Source organism: Roseateles sp. P1_C6, from assembly GCF_056406315.1.
This window is the reverse complement of the sequence record NZ_JBFUAK010000002.1, coordinates 459,639-476,685: the sequence shown is the minus strand read 5'-3', so window position 1 is coordinate 476,685 and position 17,047 is coordinate 459,639. Positions and strand designations below refer to the sequence as shown.

Sequence of the window (17,047 nt, the reverse complement as noted above, 5' to 3'; positions counted from 1 at the left end):
CTCAATCCTTGTCGAGTGCGGCACGGATTTCACGGATGAAGGCCGCACCAGTCAAGGCGACATTATCGGCTGGCTGGCGCTCCAGCAATTCGACCAGCTTGGAGCCGATGACGACCGCGTCGGAAACGTCGGCCACCGCCCGCGCCGTCGCGCCGTCGCGGATGCCGAAGCCCACGCCCACCGGGGTGCTGACGTGCCGGCGGATGCGCGGCACGGCCTCGGCGACGGCGGCCGTGTTCAGGTGGCCGGCGCCGGTCACGCCCTTCAGCGACACGTAGTAGACATAGCCGCTGGCCAGCCTGCCGACCTGGGCCATGCGGGCCTCGGTGGACGTGGGCGCAAGCAGGAAGATCGCGTCCATGTCGGCCGCGCGCAGCTTGGCTGCGAACTCTTCGCACTCCTCGGGCGGGTAGTCGACGATGAGGATGCCGTCGACGCCGGCATCCCTGGCATCGGCCACGAAGGCGTCCAGCCCGTAGCGCTCGACGGGGTTGGCATAGCCCATCAGCACCATGGGCGTGGTCGCGTTGCGGGCGCGGAACTCGCGCACGAAACCCAGCACCTTGCGCAGGCCGATGCCGTGTTTCAACGCGCGCTCGCCGGCGCGCTGGATGACGGGGCCGTCGGCCATCGGGTCGGAGAACGGCACGCCCAGTTCGATGACATCGGCACCGGCCTCGGCCATCGCGACGAGCAGGTCGACGGTGGCCTCGGGGTAGGGATCACCGGCGGTGACAAAGGGGATCAGCGCCTTGCGGCCGTCGGCCTTGAGCTGGTTGAAGGTCGTCGTGATGCGGCTCATTGCGCACCTCCCTTGACGACCTGGCCGCGGCAAGAGGGGCGGCAGTAGAAGTCGGCCTTGGACAGGTCGGCCACCGTGCCGATGTCCTTGTCGCCACGGCCCGATAGGTTGACCAGCAGCACCTGCTCCTTGGCCATCGTCGGCGCGATCTTCATCGCATGGGCCACGGCATGGCTGGATTCCAGCGCCGGGATGATGCCCTCGGTGCGGCACAGCCGGTGGAAGGCCTCGATGGCCTCGGCATCGGTCGCGCCCACGTACTCGGCCCGGCCGATGTCCTTCAGGTGGGCATGCTCGGGGCCGACACCGGGATAGTCCAGGCCGGCGGAGATGGAATGGGTCTCGATGATCTGGCCATCCGCATCCTGCAGCAGGTAGGTGCGGTTGCCATGCAGCACGCCAGGGCTGCCGGCCGACAGCGTGGCCGCGTGCTTGCCGCTGGCGATGCCCTCCCCGGCCGCCTCGACGCCGATCAGGCGCGTGCCCTCGTGCTGGATGTAGGGATAGAAGATGCCGATGGCATTGCTGCCGCCGCCCACGCAGGCAATGACGGCGTCCGGCTGGCGGCCGACCATGTCGGGCATCTGCACCAGGCATTCGTCGCCGATGACGCGCTGGAAGTCGCGCACCATCATCGGGTAGGGGTGCGGACCCGCCACGGTGCCGATGATGTAGAAGGTGTTCTCGACGTTGGTGACCCAGTCGCGCATCGCCTCGTTGAGCGCGTCCTTCAGCGTCTTGCTGCCGGACTCGACGGGCACGACGGTCGCGCCGAGCAGCTTCATGCGGTAGACGTTGGGCGACTGGCGCTTGACATCCTCGCTGCCCATGTAGACCACGCATTCCAGGCCGTAGCGCGCGCAGATCGTGGCCGTGGCCACGCCGTGCTGGCCGGCACCCGTCTCCGCAATGACGCGCGGCTTGCCCATGCGCTTGGCCAGCATGGCCTGGCCGATGACGTTGTTGATCTTGTGGGCGCCGGTGTGGTTGAGGTCCTCGCGCTTGAGGTAGATCTGCGCGCCACCCAGCTCACGGCTGAGGCGCTCGGCGTGATAGATCGGGCTGGGTCGGCCGACGAAATGCTTGAGCTCGCGCTGGTACTCGGCAATGAAGTCCGGGTCGTTGCGGTAGTGCGCGTAGGCGTCCTTGAGCTCATCGAGCGCGTGGACGAGGGTCTCGGAGACAAAGCTGCCGCCAAAGGTGGCCGCACCGGCATGGCGGAAATGCCCGGTCGCGTCGGGCTGGTCGTACTTGAACATGGTCTTCCCCTATCGGGTCAGTTCTGCGTCGGCGCGCTTCACCGCGCGGCAGAACTCGTGCATCAGGTCGGCGCTCTTGATGCCCTTGGACACCTCGACGCCGGAACTCACATCAACGGCCCAGGGCCGCACCTGGCGGATGCCATCGGCGACGTTTGCTGCATTCAACCCACCAGACAAAACGAGGCGAGAGCTGACGCTTGGAGGAATGAGTGACCAATCGAAGACCTTGCCGCCACCGCCGTAACCGTCGACGTGGGCGTCGAGCAGGATGGCCTGGGCATTGGAAAACTGTGCCGCGAAGTCTAGCAAATCGACGCCCGGCGCCATGCGGGCGGCGCGCAGATAGGGTCGCCTCACGCGATCGCAGTCGGCCGCCGTCTCGTCACCATGGAACTGGACGAGCATGTTGGGCAAGGCCTCGAAACCCGCCTGCAGCTCGGCGTCGGTCGCGTTGACGAACAGGCCCACCGGCGTCACGAAGGGCGGCAGCAACTGGGCAAGCGCCCTCGCCCGCTGCGGCGTGACGGCGCGCGGGCTCTTGGCGTAGAAGACGAAACCGATGGCATCGGCACCCGCTTCAATGGCCGCTTCCACATCGGCTTCGCGGGTCAGGCCGCAGATCTTGATTCGGGTCATGGCAGCCAGTCGAGCGCGGCGACCTGCCGCGGGATGTCCAACTCGGCATCGTAGGTCGGGCCGAGGAAATAGAGGCCGTCAGGGGCAAAAGTGGGCGCCGCCACCTTGCGGTCGCGCGCGGCCAGCACGTCCGACACCCAGTCCGGCGAGCGCGTGCCGCTGCCGACGGCGAGCAGGCAGCCCATCAGGTTGCGCACCATGTGGTGCAGGAAGGCGCTGGCCTCGAACTCGAAGCGCCAGTACGCACCGCGCCGCTGCACGCGGATCTCGCGCAACGTCTTGATGGGCGACGCCGCCTGGCATTCGGACGAGCGGAAGGACGAGAAGTCGTGCTCGCCGATCAGCCGCTCGGCGGCGGCCTCCAGCGCGGCCTGGTCCAGCGGGCGGAACACCCAGCCACACTGGCCGGACTCGATGGCAGGCCGCACGGCGGACTCCAGCAGCAGGTACGCATAACGCCGGCCCCGCGCCGAGTTGCGGGCATGGAAGGCGTCGCCCGGGAAGCGGCACCACTGGATGGCGATGTCGGCCGGCAGATAGCGGTTGCTGCCGCGCACCCAGGAAAACAGCTCGCGTTCGACCTCGGTGTCGAAATGCACGACCTGGTTGATGCCGTGCACGCCGGCATCGGTGCGGCCGGCGCAGATCGTGCGGATGGGCTGGGCTGCGAAAGCGGACAAGCCCTTTTCAAGCGCGTCCTGCACGGTGCGGCCGTCGGGCTGGCTCTGCCAGCCGTTGTAGCCGCCCCCGCGGTAGCTGACTCCTAGTGCGACTCTCATGGGCTCCAAAGTAAAAACGCCCGGCCAAGGCCGGGCGTCGAAGTATCGCGGTTGAGGCTCAGCGAAGCTCGTTCAGCATGGTTTGCGCACGGTCGCGCAGCGAGCCGCTGGCGCGCTGGATCAGCTCCTGCAGCACCTCGCGGGCGCCTTCGGTGTCGCCGATCTGGCGGAACTCGTCGGCCAGCTCCAGCTGACGCAGCAGCGGGTCGCCGTCATCATCACCCAGCGCGTCCAGCGCTTCGGCAAGGCGGTCCGGATCGGTTTCACCGGGCAGGGTCGGCTCGCCCAGGTCGAAGTCCAGGTCGGCCGGCGCGGTGGCCGGCACGGCGGGGGACGGCGCCATCACCGGCAGGTCACCCATGCCGCTCAGGTCGAAGTTCAGATCCGGCGCGGGCGGCGCGGTGCGCGTGCCGCGGCCCGAGATGTCGAAATCCATCGTCAACGGGGCTTGCTCGACCGAGGCCGGCATGGCCTGGGTCGCGGCCATGGCCGTCGGCGAAACGGGCTCGGGCGCATCGAGGTCCAGGTCCAGCGCCAGGTCGAAACCGCTGACGGGGCCAGTGTCCGGGCCGCCACGCGACATCGCATCGGTCCCGAGATGAGCCGCGGCGGTATTCACACCGCTGGGCAGCGCCGTTTGCGGCAGCGTGCTGGCGTTCATGGGCTCGGGGCGCAGTTCGGGGCCGTCCTCGACATGCGCAGGCGCGCCGCCGGGCTGGTAGAGCGGGTTGTCCGGGTCGATGCCGCGGCCCAGTTCCTGCGCCTTGGCCCAGTCTTCGCCGTTGCCGCGGGTCTCGGCGTACAGCTGCACGGCCAGTTGCTCAAAGCCCTTGGTGTCACGGCGCTTGGCGTAGACCTCCAGCAGCTTCAGGCGGATGGCCAGGCGCGTCGGGTTGGCGCGCAGGGCTTCCTTCAGGATTTCCTCGGCCTGCAGGTCGCGGCCATAGGCCAGGTAGACGTCGGCCTCGGCGACCGGGTCCACATCGCCGATGGCGTCGAGCTGACTCAGCGAGTAGCTCATGGACGATTGGCCGCTGTTCTGCGCGTCGCGCGTGTCGACGCGTTGGCCACCGGTGCCGCCAAAGAAGGAGTCGGGCTGCAGGCGGCTTTCGTGGAAGCCGGTCTCGGCTGCATTGACCGGGCGGCGCGAACGCAGCCGGTACAGGCCCAGGCCGCCCAGCACGGCCACCAGCACGCCGGCCAACGGCAGCACGATGGGGCTGTCGAGCAGTTGTTCGATGAAGCCGGGCGGCTCGGCAGCGGGCGGCGGCGCAAGCGGCGCACTGGCGCGTGCCAGCGGCTTGGACGCGGCGACGCTGGCAGCGGCCACAGGCGCCGGCGCGGCGGCCGAAGCAGCCTCGACGGCAGCCACCACCGGGGCGGGCAAGGTCGGCGTGGCCGGCGCCGGCGCCGGCGCCACGGAGGCACCCGGCGCAGCGGGCTTGGCTGCGCTGGAGAGCTTCTTCAGCTCCTCGACATTGCGGGTCAGCTCAGCAACGCGGGCGGCGGCGTCTTTCTTCTCGGTGTCCTTGGACAGCTTGGTCTCGGCCGCGGTAGAGGCAGCGCCACCGGCCTTGCTGAGCGTGAGCTTGTCGGGCGTCGTCGCGGCTGCGGGCTTGCGGTCCTCGACGGCGGCCTGCACCTGACCCTTGGACTGGCGCTCGCTCTCGGTGTTCTCCAGCGTCGGCGCGGCGGACGCGAGGCGCTGGCGGTAGGCGGAGAAGTCGGCGCTCTGGGCCAGGATGATGCGGCGCGCTTCCGGTGCGGGCACGGTGGCCAGCGAATCGCTGGACGGCACCTGCAACACGGCACCCGACTTCAGCAGGTTCATGTTGCCGTCGATGAAGGCGTCGGGGTTGTTGCGGAACAGGCCCACCAGCATCTGGTCCAGCGAGATGCCACTGACCTGGGTGCGCGAGGCGACCTTGGACAACGAGTCGCCCGGGCGCACGGTGTATTCGGACGCCGCGGTGACGGGCGGGCGCACGGGCGCCGGAGCCGGCGTGCGGGCGGCGGCGACCGGGGCCGGGGCAGGCGACGACGCGGAACCATTGCGCGGCAGCGCGGTCGTCACGGCCGGGGCAGGCGCGGGTACGGCCTCGCTGGAGGCGGCTGTGGCGGGTGCGGGCGCGGCTGCAACGGCCGGAGGCGCAGTGATGATGGGCGCGGGCTTGGGCAGGCTGGGCGGATCGAACAGCAGCGTGTATTCGCGCACCAGGCGGCCGCTCGACCAGGTCAGCTCGAGGATGACGTCGACGAAGGGTTCCTGAACGGCTCGGTCGCTGCTGACGCGCAACACGGTGCGACCGTTCTGGCGGGTGATCTGGACCTGCGTCGAGGTCAGCACGGGGTTGTAGTCGACCCCGGTGCTGCGGTAGGACTCGGGCGGTGCGACGCGCACCTTGAGCGTGGCAGCCTCTTCGGGCGTCAGGCTGGTGACGTCGATCTCGGCGCGCATGGTCTCGCCGAGAGCCGACTGCACGTTGAGCTTGCCCAGCCCCAGCGCATGCACGCCACCGCTGGCCATGAGCAAAGCGGCGGCAAGGGCGAGGTGGTGGCGAGCAAAGCCCATCGGTCTAACTCCCTCGAATGCGTCGCGGATGTGGTCTTTCAAGGCATTCCCCAAAGCAACAAGGCGGGGCATGAGGCCCCGCCTGTCTCGATCTTCAGCACGCGCTGCACGAACCTGGTCTGAACGCTGGTTTGCACGTCATGGCCTGCGTCGAGTCTCGAATCAAAAACACAACGGCATCAAGCATATACGCTGAAATGCTCAAGGGGTACCTGATGTGTCGCTTGGTTTCAATATCGACGCCCGGGTGAACCCTAGGTCAAGGCGTAAAAGACCGTAAGCGAATTCAACGCTCGAGCAGGATGCGCAGCATGCGACGCAGCGGCTCCGCCGCGCCCCACAGCAGCTGGTCGCCGATGGTGAAGGCGCCGAGGTACTCGGGACCCATCGCCAGCTTGCGCAGGCGACCGACGGGAATCGTCATCGTGCCGGTGACGGCCACCGGCGTCAGGCCACGGATGGTGGCCTCGCGCGTGTTCGGCACGACCTTCACCCATTCGTTGTCGGCGGCGATCATGGCCTCGATGTCGGCCAGCGGCACGTCCTTCTTCAGCTTGAAGGTCAGCGCCTGGCTGTGGCAACGCATGGCACCCACGCGCACGCAGAAGCCGTCGACGGGGATGGCGCCCGAGCCGAGGATCTTGTTGGTCTCGGCCATGCCCTTCCACTCTTCCTTGGACATGCCATTGCCCAGGTCCTTGTCGATCCACGGGATCAGCGAGCCGCCCAGCGGCACGCCGAAGTTGGCGGTTTCCTCGGCCGACAGCGAGCGCTGCTTGGCGATGACCTGGCGGTCGATTTCGAGGATGGCGCTCTTGGGGTCGTCCAGCAGCGGCTTGACGGCGGCGTTCAGCGTGCCGTACTGCGTCAGCAGCTCGCGCATGTGCTGAGCGCCGCCACCCGAAGCGGCCTGGTAGGTCTGCGTGGACATCCACTCGACGAGGCCGGCCTTGTACAGCGCGCCCACGCCCATCAGCATGCAGCTGACGGTGCAGTTGCCGCCGATCCAGTTCTTGCCGCCGTTGCTCAGCGCCTGGTCGATGACGGGGCGGTTCACGGGGTCGAGGATGATGACCGCGTCATCCGCCATGCGCAGCGTGGAGGCCGCGTCGATCCAGTGGCCGTTCCAGCCCGAGGCGCGCAGCTTGGGGTAGACCTCGGTCGTGTAATCGCCGCCCTGCGCGGTGATGATGATGTCGCAGCGCTTGAGCTGTTCGAGGTCGAAAGCGTTCTGCAGCTTCGTCTCGCTCTTGGCCTGGGCCGGAGCAGCGCCGCCGGCATTGGACGTCGAGAAGAACAGCGGCTCGATCAGGTCGAAATCGCGTTCAGCGGTCATGCGCTCCATGAGCACCGAGCCCACCATGCCGCGCCAGCCTACGAGGCCTACCAAGGTCGTCATCATCTTTCCTTTCGTTCACCAAACCCCATCCACTTCGGGCCCCGGCTCGTTCGCCGGGTTTGGAGGGGCGAGACGAGACGGAGCGTTAGCTCTTGATGGTTTTCGTGGTCGTGATGGCTTTGACGACAGCGTCGCCCATCTCGATGGTCGTAACCTTCGAGGTGCCTTCACTCCAGATGTCGGCGGTACGCAAGCCCTGAGCCAGCACCGACTGCACGGCCGACTCGATACGAGCGGCAGCGTCGGCTTGGTTGAGGGAGAACTTGAGCATCATGGCAGCGGAGAGGATTGTAGCCAGAGGGTTGGCAATTCCCTTGCCCGCGATGTCCGGCGCGCTGCCGTGGCTGGGTTCGTAGAGGCCCTTGTTGTTCGCGTCCAACGAAGCGGACGGCAGCATGCCGATGGAGCCGGTCAGCATCGCGGCCTCGTCGGACAGGATGTCACCGAACATGTTGCCGGTCACGACGACGTCGAACTTCTTCGGCGCCTTGACGAGCTGCATCGCGGCGTTGTCCACGTACATGTGGTCCAGCTCGACGTCGGGGTAGCTCTTGTGGACTTCGATGACGATGTCCTTCCAGAACTGCGAGGTCTCCAGCACGTTGGCCTTGTCGACACTGGTCAGGCGCTTGCCACGCTTGCGGGCGGCCTGGAAGGCGACGTGGGCGATGCGCTCGATCTCGGGGCGCGAGTAGCGCATCGTGTCGAAAGCCTCGTCAGCGCCGGGGAAGTGGCCATCCACGGCCGTGCGGCGGCCGCGCGGTTGGCCGAAGTAGATGTCGCCGGTCAGTTCGCGGATCAGCAGGATGTCCAGGCCTGCCACCAGTTCGGGCTTCAACGACGAGGCATGCGTGAGCTGCTCGTAGCAAATGGCCGGACGGAAGTTGGCGAACAGGCCCAAGGCCTTGCGCAGGCCGAGGATGGCCTGCTCAGGGCGCAGCGCACGCTCCAGCTTGTCGTACTTCCAGTCACCCACGGCGCCGAACAGCACGGCGTCGGCTTCCTGCGCCAGTTTCAGCGTGGCGGGCGGCAGCGGGTGGCCGCTGGTCTCGTAGGCCTTGCCGCCGACGTCGGCCCAGTCGAGCTGCAAAGGCAGGTCGAGTGCGTTCAAGACCTTGACCGCCTCGGCCATGATCTCGGGACCGATGCCGTCGCCCGGCAGCACTGCAATCTTCTTCATCTCAAATCACTCTGTTGTTCAGCCAGGGTTTGGCGGCGATGCGTTGCGCCTCGTAAGCGCGGATCTTGTCGGTGTGCTGCAGCGTCAGGCCGATCTCGTCGAGGCCACCGATCAGGCATTCCTTGCGGAACGGCTCGATGTCGAACGGCAGCTCGGCGCCGTCGGGCTTGACGACGACCTGGCGCGGCAGGTCGACGACCAACTGATAGCCCGGGAACGCATAGACCTCGTCGAACAGGCGCGCAATTGCTGACTCCGGCAACACGACGGGCAGCAAGCCGTTCTTGAAGCAGTTGTTGAAGAAGATGTCGGCGAAGCTGGGCGCCAGGATGGTGCGGAAACCGTACTGCTGCAGCGCCCAGGGCGCGTGCTCGCGGCTGGAGCCGCAGCCGAAGTTGCTGCGCGCGATCAGCACGCTGGCCCCTTGGTAGCGCGGCTGGTTCAGCACGAAGTCCGGGTTGGGCTTGCGGCTGGCCGGGTCCTGGCCGGGCTCGCCGTGGTCCAGGTAACGCCATTCGTCGAACAGGTTGGGGCCGAAGCCGCTGCGCTTGATCGACTTCAGGAACTGCTTGGGAATGATGGCGTCGGTGTCGACGTTGTCGCGGTCCATGGGCGCGACGAGGCCCTTGTGGATGGTGAACTTGTCCATGGCTCTCAGCTCAACGTGCGGACGTCAACGAAATGGCCGGTCATGGCCGCAGCAGCGGCCATGGCCGGGCTGACCAGGTGGGTGCGACCACCCGCGCCCTGGCGGCCTTCGAAGTTGCGGTTGCTGGTGGACGCGCAGCGCTCGCCAGGCTCCAGACGGTCGGCGTTCATCGCCAGGCACATGGAGCAGCCCGGCTCGCGCCATTCGAAACCCGCGCCCTTGAAGACCTGGTCCAGCCCTTCGGCCTCGGCCTGCGCCTTGACCAAGCCGGAGCCCGGCACGACCAGCGCCAGCTTGATGTTCTTGGCCACGCGGCCGCCGACGCGGCGCACGATGGCCGCGGCCTCGCGCATGTCCTCGATGCGGCTGTTGGTGCAGGAGCCGATGAAGACCTTGTCGACATGGATGTCGTTGATGGCCTTGTTGGGCTCGAGCGCCATGTAGGTCAGCGCGCGCTCGATGGCGCCGCGCTTGATGGCATCGCGCTCCTTGTCGGGATCGGGCACGCGGTCGTCGATGGACAGCACCATCTCGGGGGACGTGCCCCAGGTGACTTGCGGGCGGATCTGCGCGGCGTCGATCTCGACGACCTTGTCGAAGTGCGCGCCGGCGTCCGTGTGCAGCGTGCGCCAGTAGGCGACGGCTTGGTCCCATTCCACGCCTTGCGGCGAGAAAGGGCGGCCCTTCACGTAATTGATCGTCGTGTCATCCACGCCGATCAGGCCAGCGCGGGCGCCGGCTTCGATGGCCATGTTGCAGACGGTCATGCGACCTTCCATCGAGAGTGAGCGGATGGCCGCGCCCGCGAACTCGATGGTGTAGCCGTTGCCGCCGGCCGTGCCGATCTTGCCGATGATGGCCAGCACGATGTCCTTGGCGCCCACGCCCTTGGGGCATTGGCCCTCGACCTTGACGAGCAGGTTCTTGGCCTTCTTGGCCGACAGCGTCTGCGTGGCCAGCACATGCTCGACCTCGCTGGTGCCGATGCCATGCGCCAGCGCGCCGAAGGCGCCGTGCGTGGACGTGTGGCTGTCACCGCAGACGACGGTCATGCCGGGCAGCGTGGCGCCCTGCTCCGGGCCGATGACGTGCACGATGCCCTGGCGCTTGTCGCTCATCTTGAACTGCGTGATGCCGACACGGTCGCAGTTGGCGTCCAGCGTGTCGACCTGCAGGCGCGAGATCGGGTCGGCGATGCCTTGGCTTCGGTCCGTCGTCGGCACGTTGTGGTCGCTGACGGCCAGGTTGGCACTCAGGCGCCAGACCTTGCGAGCGGCCAGATCCAGGCCTTCGAAGGCCTGCGGACTGGTCACCTCGTGCACGAGATGGCGGTCGATGTAGAGCAGTGCCGTGCCGTCCGGCTCGGAGTGCACGACGTGCTCATCCCAGAGCTTGTCGTAAAGAGTTCTAGCGGTCATTGCTTTTCTCGGGGAATGAGGGTGTCCACGAAGCGTTGCACCACGGTGGGCAAGCGCTGTTGGCGCAGCACACCCAAGTAATAGTCGCGCTCGGCCCAGGTTTCATCCAGGCGCAGGCAGCGCACGCCGAAAACGCGGGTGAAGCGTTCGGCCGGAGCCTCGGGCAGCACGGCCACGCCCAGGCCGGACTCGACCAACTGCGCGATGCCGTCGAAACCACGCACCTGCAGGCGCGCGTTCAAGGTCTGGCCCAGCGCTGCGGCTTGCTCGCGCATCAGTTCCTGCGCGCTGGCACCGGCATGCAGGCCGATGAGGTCATAGGCCAGCAACTCGTTGAAGGTCACCGACTCGCGGTTGGCCAGCGGGTGCTTGAGCGGTACCAGCGCGGCCAGACGGCCGCGCGCGAACACCCAGGTCTGCACCCGGTTGTCCAGCAGCGGGCCGGCAAAGATGCCAACGTCCGCGCGGCCTTCGGCTACCGCGGCCTGCACCTCGGCGCTGGTCAGGTCTTCCAGGCTGATGCGGATCTGCCCATGCGCCTGAGAGAACTCGACCAGATACGGCGGCAGGCATTCGGCGATCGCGCTGGTGTTGGACGCGATGCGCAGATGACCCTTGATGCCGCGCGAAAACTCCATGACCTCGGTTTCGAGCGCATAGAGCGACGCGTGCAGCGAGCGGATGTGACGCACCAGCGCCCGCCCCGCCTCGGTCGGCTCGACACCCCGGGCGCGACGCTCGAAGAGCTGCACGCCGAGGCGGCTTTCCAGGTCCGAGAGTCGCTTGCTGGCAGCGGCCAGGGCCAGGTGTTCCTGGGCCGCACCGCGGGTGATCGAGCGGGTCTGCTCGATGGCCAGCACGAGGTTGAGGGTGGTGAGGTCGTGGCGCATGTTTGTCTCTGACTCCAGCATAGCCTTCGTGAAGAAGGCAATTCTGCGCCAAAAAGCGACGCCGGCTTCGTCAATGGCGAAATTCAGCGCACCACTGAAGCTGCCTGCTTCAGCAGGCCGCGCAGCGCATTGCGGCTGTGCGCGCCGAAGTGGCCCAGAAGCTCCGCGATCGCCTGGTGCAGTGCATCGCGCTGGCCCTGCATGTCGCGCGCCAGCTCCGGGCCGAGAGTCGCCTCGTTGGCGGCGAAATCGAAATTGGGGTCAGTGACGAATTTCGCCGGCGCACCGACGACGACCGCCGAATCCGTCGCGGGCCCGGCGGCGAAGGCTTCCGCCGCGACGACATCACGCACATAGCTCACGCTCCAGGCGGGGTAGCGCGCGTCACGGCCGGCATCGCGCAGCGCCGTCTCCAGCGGCCCGTCGCTGCGCTGGCGGGCGTTGTCGATGATCCAGCGCGTCTGGAACTGCTCCAGCACGAAATGCCGGTTGCTCTGCAGCACGACCAGGCCTTGCCGGTCCGCCGGCGCGCCGAGCTGGGCCTTCAGGTTGACCCACATCATGTGGCCCAGCGTGGCGCCCGGCGCGGCGCTGGCGTGATAGGGCTGGGTCAGGTCCTCGACATGGTGCAGCGCCAGGCCGGCAAAGCGCCAGCCCCAGTAAGCATGGCCGGTCTGCCAGGCCAGCACGGCCAGGCCGCCGTACTGCTGCACGCGCAGTTCGGTGAAGGTGCGCGCAAAGCTGGGCGCCAGCGTGTTGAAGACGGCGCCCTGATGGAAGAAGCCCATGTGGAAGGGCGCCTGCGAACCGATGGCGACGGCCGGGTTGCCAAAGGGCTGTTTGCCGAAGCCATAGGACGGGTTCGCCGGGCTACCGGGGTTGTCGTCGAACAGGTTGAGGTCGTGGCCGTAGTCGGGCTCGTCGCACGCGGAGGCCAGCACGGCCAGTGGCGCCACCGCCTCGCCGGGCTGCAAGGCGGCGAAGCGCTGCGTGGCGCCCTTGCTCGGCGTGACGGCACTGACGACGTTGGCATCGATGGCCGGCCGCGTCGATTCGCCGTCGCGCGGATCGGCCTGCAGATAAAGCGCCAGCCGGGACTGCGGCGAGAGGCGCAAGGCCCGCAGGAAGGCGGCGCGGCGGTCGGCATCGCTGCGCTTGGCATCGATCGCAAAGCGCAAGGCGTCTGGCCGCGGCGCATGGCCCTTCAGATGCTCGCGGGCCTGGGCCTCCTGCGCATCCAGCGTGCGGGCGATAGCAGCTTCCTGGTCACGCAGGAAATCGACGAGGGGTTCGGCCTTCACCGCGGCCGCGTTCGCGACCTCGGGCATGCGCTCGAAGGCGCGATAGCACATGGGCGTGTGGTTGCCCCAGGCCTGCGCCAGCGTGGGCAGCAGCAGGGCAAGCAGGGCGAGCGGGGCGACAACGGGGCGCATCGGCGACAGCGGCGTGGGAAAGCCGGCATTCTGGCCCGCGTCAAAGCAAAGCCTTGCGACCGAACCCGCAGAACAGCTCGTGGCCACTCCGCCTCCCGGTGTGCCACGGGCCGGTGAGCCCAGCGCAGCACGCGCAAGTTTTGCTGCCTGCAGGTTACGGACGGGTACGGTTTCGCAGAAGCGGTGATTCGGGAACCGCCGCTTCGCAGCCAGCGAACCGCTTCGCGGCGACGCAAGCGTGGCTTGCCTCGCTGGAGGCTGCCACGGCGCTGCAGCGCCGCTACGGCCTGGAAGACAAGCTCAACCCAAGGCCGCAATGACCTCGGCCGGCGCCTGCACCAGTTCGATCAGCACGCCCTCGCCGCCGAACGGGAACTGGTCGTTGCCCTTGGGGTGAACGAAGCAGATGTCATGGCCCGCCGCGCCGCGGCGGATGCCGCCCGGCGCGAAGCGCAGGCCCTGCGACTCCAGCCACTGCACGGCCACGGGCAGGTCGTCCACCCACAGGCCGATGTGGTTCAGCGGCGTGGCGTACACGGCGGGCTTCTTGTCCGGGTCCAGCGGCTGCATCAGGTCCACCTCCACCGCATGGGCGCCCTGCCCCAGCGTGCAGATGTCTTCGTCGACGTTCTCCCGCTCGCTCCTGAAGTTGCCGGTCACCGGCACGCCCAGCAGATCCACCCACAGGTGGCGCAGCTTGGCTTTGTCCAGGCCGCCGATGGCGATCTGTTGCAGGCCGAGGACTCGGAACGGGCGTGTGGTGTTGATGCTCATGGTCGTCGTCACAGTTTGAGTCGCCCCCACAGCCAGCCGGTCTTGACGCCGGCCAGCGTGGCGATGGATTGTTGATGGATGTAGGGCAGCCGCCCACCCCAGCCGAAGAAGCGGTCGCGCAGCCAGGGCGCGATGACCGCGTGGGACTGAAACATCGGCGTCAGGCCCTTGCTGGCCTGGCCGTAGAAGCGCAGGTGGGCGCGGCGACGGCGGGTGTAGCGCTGAAAAACGCCGGACCAATCGCCACCGATCTCGGCGGCCAGCTCATGCGCATCGATGAGCGCCATGTTGGCGCCCTGCCCCAGCTGCGGGCTCATGCCGTGCGCGCAGTCGCCGATGGCGAGCACGCGGCGGTCATGCCAGCGGGACATCCAGACGTCGGCGTAGCGCGCCTCGCGCAGCTGCGTGGCGTCCCGCAAACCGGCCAGCAGCGGCGCGACGTCGGGGAACAGCGCCGTCATCTGCTGCTTGAGCCGGTCCAGACCGATGCGCTCTTGCCAGCCCTCAAGTTCAACGACGGGCAGGCTCCAGAACAGGTTGATGCCATGCTCGGCGTCATCGGCATGGGCCTTGCCGACCGGCATCAGCCCGATCATCTGCGACGCCGAGCGGAAGCGCTGGCGCAGTTCGATCTGCGGGAAGCCGAGCGGCGCGGGCAGCACGGTCCAGACGGCACCCCAGGGAAAAGGCTGCGCATGCTGGCCGACCTTCATGCCCTCGCGCAGCCTGGAGAAGCTGCCGTTCGCAAGGATCAGCGCGGCATGCCGCTGGGCCTCGCGGTGGGCCAAGCGCAGCGTGACACCCGCCTCGTCCTGCTCGAAGCCATCGACCACCGCGCCGCAATGCCAGCGAATGCCCAATTCGCGCACGCGCCGCCACAGCAAGCCCATCAGCGCGCCGCGCTGGATGCCCAGGCCGTAGGCGGCGGGGTCGAAGCGCCGGTAGCTCATGTCCAGCACCGCGCGACCCGTGGGCGTGTCGCCGAACAGCCGGTCCACGCGCGTGCCCAGCGTCAGCGCCTCGTTCAGCAGGCCCATGGCCGCCAGCACGCGCTGCCCGGTGGGTTGCAACAACAGTCCGGCGCCGATGGGCTGGGGTTGCGGGACAGCCTCATACAGGTCGACCGGCACGCCACGCTCCGCCAGGCGGATGGCCGCGGCTGCGCCGGCGACACCCGCGCCGACGATGGCGACCGTCGGTTCAGGCAAAGCGCAGGATGGGCTGATCGACGGAAAGACTTTCGCCCGGCTTGGCCAGCACCTCGGCCACCGTCACGTCCTGGCTGGCGCTGAGGATGTTCTCCATCTTCATCGCCTCGATGACCGCCAGGCGCTCGCCGGCCTGCACGGTCTGGCCGACCTGGGCGGCCAGGTGCACCAGCAGCCCCGGCATGGGCGACAGCAGCAGCTTGGATGTGTCGGGCGGCGCCTTGTAGGGCATCAGCTTTTGCAGTTCGGCCGCGCGCGGGCTCAGCACGGTCAGCTCGACGGAGCGGCCACCATGCTGGATGCGGTAGGCCAGCGGGTTCCTGGCCATGCCGCGTTCGGCCTGGGCCGTGAAGGCCAGGCCGTTGACGGTGCCGGTGATGCGCACGTCGTTCAGGCGCGAGCTGGAGACGATGCGGTAGTCCTTGCCGCCCACCTGCACGCGGGCTTCGCCCAGCGCGCCGGCGAACTCCGAGATGTGCATCTCGTGGCGCTCGGCCTGGCCGGCGCCGAGGTTCACGACGGCCACATAGTCGTGCTCAATCTGCACCTCATGGCCGCGCATCTGGCCGCTGATGCCGGCCTCGCGCTCGCGCGCCTTGCGGCGGATGAAGCCGGCCAGCGCGACAAGGAACAGCGGGTCGGCATGTGGCACATCGTCCGACTTGAAGCCGCCGGCGTAGTGCTGCGCGATGAAGCCGGTGTTGAAGTTGCCGGTCGCAAAGTCCGCATGCCCCAGCAGCGCGGCCTGGAAGGGGATGTTGCTGGACACGCCGCGGATGACGAAGCCGTTCAGCGCCTCGCGCATCATGCGAATAGCGTCGGCACGGTCGCGGCCGTGCACGATGAGCTTGGCGATCATCGAGTCGTAGAACATCGGGATCTCGCCGCCCTCGTAGACGCCGGTGTCCACGCGCACGCCGAAGCGCTGCGGCTCGGCCTGCGCCATCATCGTCTCCGGCGGCTGGTAGCGCACCAGGCGGCCGGTGGAGGGCAGGAAGTTGCGGAACGGGTCTTCCGCGTTGATGCGGCACTCGATGGCCCAGCCTTCGCGCTTGATGTCGGCCTGCGTGACCGCCAGTGGCTCGCCGGCGGCGACGCGGATCATCTGCTCGACCAGGTCCAGCCCGGTGATGCACTCGGTGACCGGGTGCTCCACCTGCAGCCGCGTGTTCATCTCCAGGAAGTAAAAAGACTGGTCCTTGCCGACGACGAACTCCACCGTGCCGGCGCTCTGGTAGTTGACGGCCTTGGCCAGCGCCACGGCCTGTTCGCCCATCGCGCGGCGCGTGGCCTCGCTGATGAAGGGCGACGGCGCCTCCTCGATGACCTTCTGGTGTCGGCGCTGGATGGAGCACTCACGCTCCCACAGGTAGACGACCTGGCCTTGCGAATCGCCCAGCACCTGGATCTCGATGTGGCGCGGCTCCTCGACGAACTTCTCGATGAAGACGCGGTCGTCACCGAAGCTGTTGCGCGCCTCGTTGCGGCAGGACGTGAAGCCCTCGAAGGCCTCCTTGTCGTTGAAGGCGACCCGCAGGCCCTTGCCGCCGCCGCCGGCGCTGGCCTTGATCATGACCGGGTAGCCGATCTTGGCGGCGATGCCGACGGCCTCTTCAGCCGACAGGATGGGCTCGTTGTGGCCCGGGATGGTGTTGACGCCGGCCGCGGTCGCCAGCTTCTTGGACGCGATCTTGTCGCCCATCGCCGCGATGCTGCCGTGCTTGGGGCCGATGAAGACCAGGCCTTCTTCCTCGACGCGGCGGGCGAACTCCTCGTTCTCGCTGAGGAAGCCGTAGCCGGGGTGGATGGCCTGCGCGCCGGTGCTCTTGGCCGCGGCAATGATCTTGTCGGCGACCAAATAGCTCTCGCGCGACGGCGCCGGGCCCAGCAGCACGGCCTCGTCGGCCAGCTCCACGTGGCGCGCGTCCTTGTCGGCTTCCGAGTAGACGGCGACGGTCTTGATGCCCATCTTCCGGGCGGTCGCGATGACGCGGCAGGCGATCTCACCGCGGTTGGCAATCAGGATCTTGGTGAACATGCTGAGC

The 17,047-nt window shown here is 67.9% G+C and carries 14 protein-coding genes; all 14 read right to left on the bottom strand.

The window, feature by feature from the left end:
- Window position 1 precedes the first annotated feature (1 nt).
- The 14 genes from trpA to AC1D29_RS05085 all read right to left on the bottom strand — a co-directional run bounded on the left by trpA (window position 2) and on the right by AC1D29_RS05085 (window position 17,040).
- Window positions 2-802, bottom strand: a complete 801-nt coding sequence (gene trpA / locus AC1D29_RS05150; RefSeq protein ID WP_477894843.1) for a tryptophan synthase subunit alpha — start codon at window positions 800-802, stop codon at window positions 2-4.
- The gene (trpB, locus tag AC1D29_RS05145) at window positions 799-2,061 is read right to left on the bottom strand and encodes a tryptophan synthase subunit beta (protein WP_477894841.1); all 1,263 of its coding nucleotides are present in this window, start codon (window positions 2,059-2,061) and stop codon (window positions 799-801) included. Before trpB ends, trpA begins: the two co-directional genes overlap by 4 nt.
- A 9-nt stretch (window positions 2,062-2,070) precedes the next feature.
- Window positions 2,071-2,700 carry a phosphoribosylanthranilate isomerase gene (locus tag AC1D29_RS05140; RefSeq protein ID WP_477894839.1) on the bottom strand — a complete coding sequence of 210 codons (630 nt, stop codon included), beginning with the start codon at window positions 2,698-2,700 and terminating at the stop codon, window positions 2,071-2,073.
- Complete coding sequence (truA, locus tag AC1D29_RS05135; protein ID WP_477894837.1) at window positions 2,697-3,479, bottom strand: tRNA pseudouridine(38-40) synthase TruA; 783 nt, start codon at window positions 3,477-3,479, stop codon at window positions 2,697-2,699. The genes AC1D29_RS05140 and truA overlap by 4 nt, the downstream gene beginning before the upstream one ends.
- Window positions 3,480-3,537: 58 nt before the next feature.
- A complete protein-coding gene (locus AC1D29_RS05130; RefSeq protein WP_477894835.1) occupies window positions 3,538-6,051 on the bottom strand; it encodes a motility hub landmark protein FimV in 2,514 nt (837 codons plus the stop codon).
- Between the two features lie 286 nt (window positions 6,052-6,337).
- A complete protein-coding gene (gene asd / locus AC1D29_RS05125) occupies window positions 6,338-7,450 on the bottom strand; it encodes an aspartate-semialdehyde dehydrogenase (RefSeq protein ID WP_477894833.1) in 1,113 nt (370 codons plus the stop codon).
- Between the two features lie 85 nt (window positions 7,451-7,535).
- On the bottom strand, window positions 7,536-8,630 hold the full coding sequence (gene leuB / locus AC1D29_RS05120) for a 3-isopropylmalate dehydrogenase (protein ID WP_477894831.1): 1,095 nt from the start codon (window positions 8,628-8,630) through the stop codon (window positions 7,536-7,538).
- A gap of 1 nt (window position 8,631) precedes the next feature.
- Window positions 8,632-9,279: a 3-isopropylmalate dehydratase small subunit gene (leuD, locus tag AC1D29_RS05115; protein WP_477894829.1), complete on the bottom strand. Its 648-nt coding sequence runs from the start codon at window positions 9,277-9,279 to the stop codon at window positions 8,632-8,634.
- A 5-nt stretch (window positions 9,280-9,284) separates the two neighbouring features.
- Window positions 9,285-10,697 (bottom strand): 3-isopropylmalate dehydratase large subunit, encoded by a 1,413-nt coding sequence (gene leuC, locus AC1D29_RS05110; RefSeq protein WP_477894827.1) that lies wholly within the window; start codon window positions 10,695-10,697, stop codon window positions 9,285-9,287.
- The gene (locus AC1D29_RS05105) at window positions 10,694-11,587 is read right to left on the bottom strand and encodes a LysR substrate-binding domain-containing protein (RefSeq protein ID WP_477894825.1); all 894 of its coding nucleotides are present in this window, start codon (window positions 11,585-11,587) and stop codon (window positions 10,694-10,696) included. The genes leuC and AC1D29_RS05105 overlap by 4 nt, the downstream gene beginning before the upstream one ends.
- 83 nt (window positions 11,588-11,670) lie before the next feature.
- Window positions 11,671-13,020, bottom strand: a complete 1,350-nt coding sequence (locus AC1D29_RS05100) for a hypothetical protein (protein WP_477894823.1) — start codon at window positions 13,018-13,020, stop codon at window positions 11,671-11,673.
- Window positions 13,021-13,320: 300 nt separating this feature from the next.
- Window positions 13,321-13,794 (bottom strand): VOC family protein, encoded by a 474-nt coding sequence (locus AC1D29_RS05095; protein WP_477894821.1) that lies wholly within the window; start codon window positions 13,792-13,794, stop codon window positions 13,321-13,323.
- Window positions 13,795-13,802: 8 nt separating this feature from the next.
- Window positions 13,803-15,002: an FAD-dependent oxidoreductase gene (locus AC1D29_RS05090; protein WP_477894819.1), complete on the bottom strand. Its 1,200-nt coding sequence runs from the start codon at window positions 15,000-15,002 to the stop codon at window positions 13,803-13,805.
- The gene (locus AC1D29_RS05085) at window positions 14,995-17,040 is read right to left on the bottom strand and encodes an acetyl-CoA carboxylase biotin carboxylase subunit (protein ID WP_477894817.1); all 2,046 of its coding nucleotides are present in this window, start codon (window positions 17,038-17,040) and stop codon (window positions 14,995-14,997) included. The genes AC1D29_RS05090 and AC1D29_RS05085 overlap by 8 nt, the downstream gene beginning before the upstream one ends.
- Between the last annotated feature and the right edge of the window lie 7 nt (window positions 17,041-17,047).

Excerpts from the sequence above, each read along its gene's own strand:
- leuD (WP_477894829.1), bottom strand. The coding sequence starts at position 9,279 with ATGGACAAGTTCACCATCCACAAGGGCCTCGTCGCGCCCATGGACCGC.
- AC1D29_RS05085 (WP_477894817.1), bottom strand. The coding sequence starts at position 17,040 with ATGTTCACCAAGATCCTGATTGCCAACCGCGGTGAGATCGCCTGCCGC.
- leuC (WP_477894827.1), bottom strand. The coding sequence starts at position 10,697 with ATGACCGCTAGAACTCTTTACGACAAGCTCTGGGATGAGCACGTCGTG.
- AC1D29_RS05100 (WP_477894823.1), bottom strand. The coding sequence starts at position 13,020 with ATGCGCCCCGTTGTCGCCCCGCTCGCCCTGCTTGCCCTGCTGCTGCCC.
- AC1D29_RS05105 (WP_477894825.1), bottom strand. The coding sequence starts at position 11,587 with ATGCGCCACGACCTCACCACCCTCAACCTCGTGCTGGCCATCGAGCAG.
- AC1D29_RS05140 (WP_477894839.1), bottom strand. The coding sequence starts at position 2,700 with ATGACCCGAATCAAGATCTGCGGCCTGACCCGCGAAGCCGATGTGGAA.
- AC1D29_RS05095 (WP_477894821.1), bottom strand. The coding sequence starts at position 13,794 with ATGAGCATCAACACCACACGCCCGTTCCGAGTCCTCGGCCTGCAACAG.
- AC1D29_RS05130 (WP_477894835.1), bottom strand. The coding sequence starts at position 6,051 with ATGGGCTTTGCTCGCCACCACCTCGCCCTTGCCGCCGCTTTGCTCATG.
- trpB (WP_477894841.1), bottom strand. The coding sequence starts at position 2,061 with ATGTTCAAGTACGACCAGCCCGACGCGACCGGGCATTTCCGCCATGCC.
- asd (WP_477894833.1), bottom strand. The coding sequence starts at position 7,450 with ATGACGACCTTGGTAGGCCTCGTAGGCTGGCGCGGCATGGTGGGCTCG.
- truA (WP_477894837.1), bottom strand. The coding sequence starts at position 3,479 with ATGAGAGTCGCACTAGGAGTCAGCTACCGCGGGGGCGGCTACAACGGC.
- trpA (WP_477894843.1), bottom strand. The coding sequence starts at position 802 with ATGAGCCGCATCACGACGACCTTCAACCAGCTCAAGGCCGACGGCCGC.
- leuB (WP_477894831.1), bottom strand. The coding sequence starts at position 8,630 with ATGAAGAAGATTGCAGTGCTGCCGGGCGACGGCATCGGTCCCGAGATC.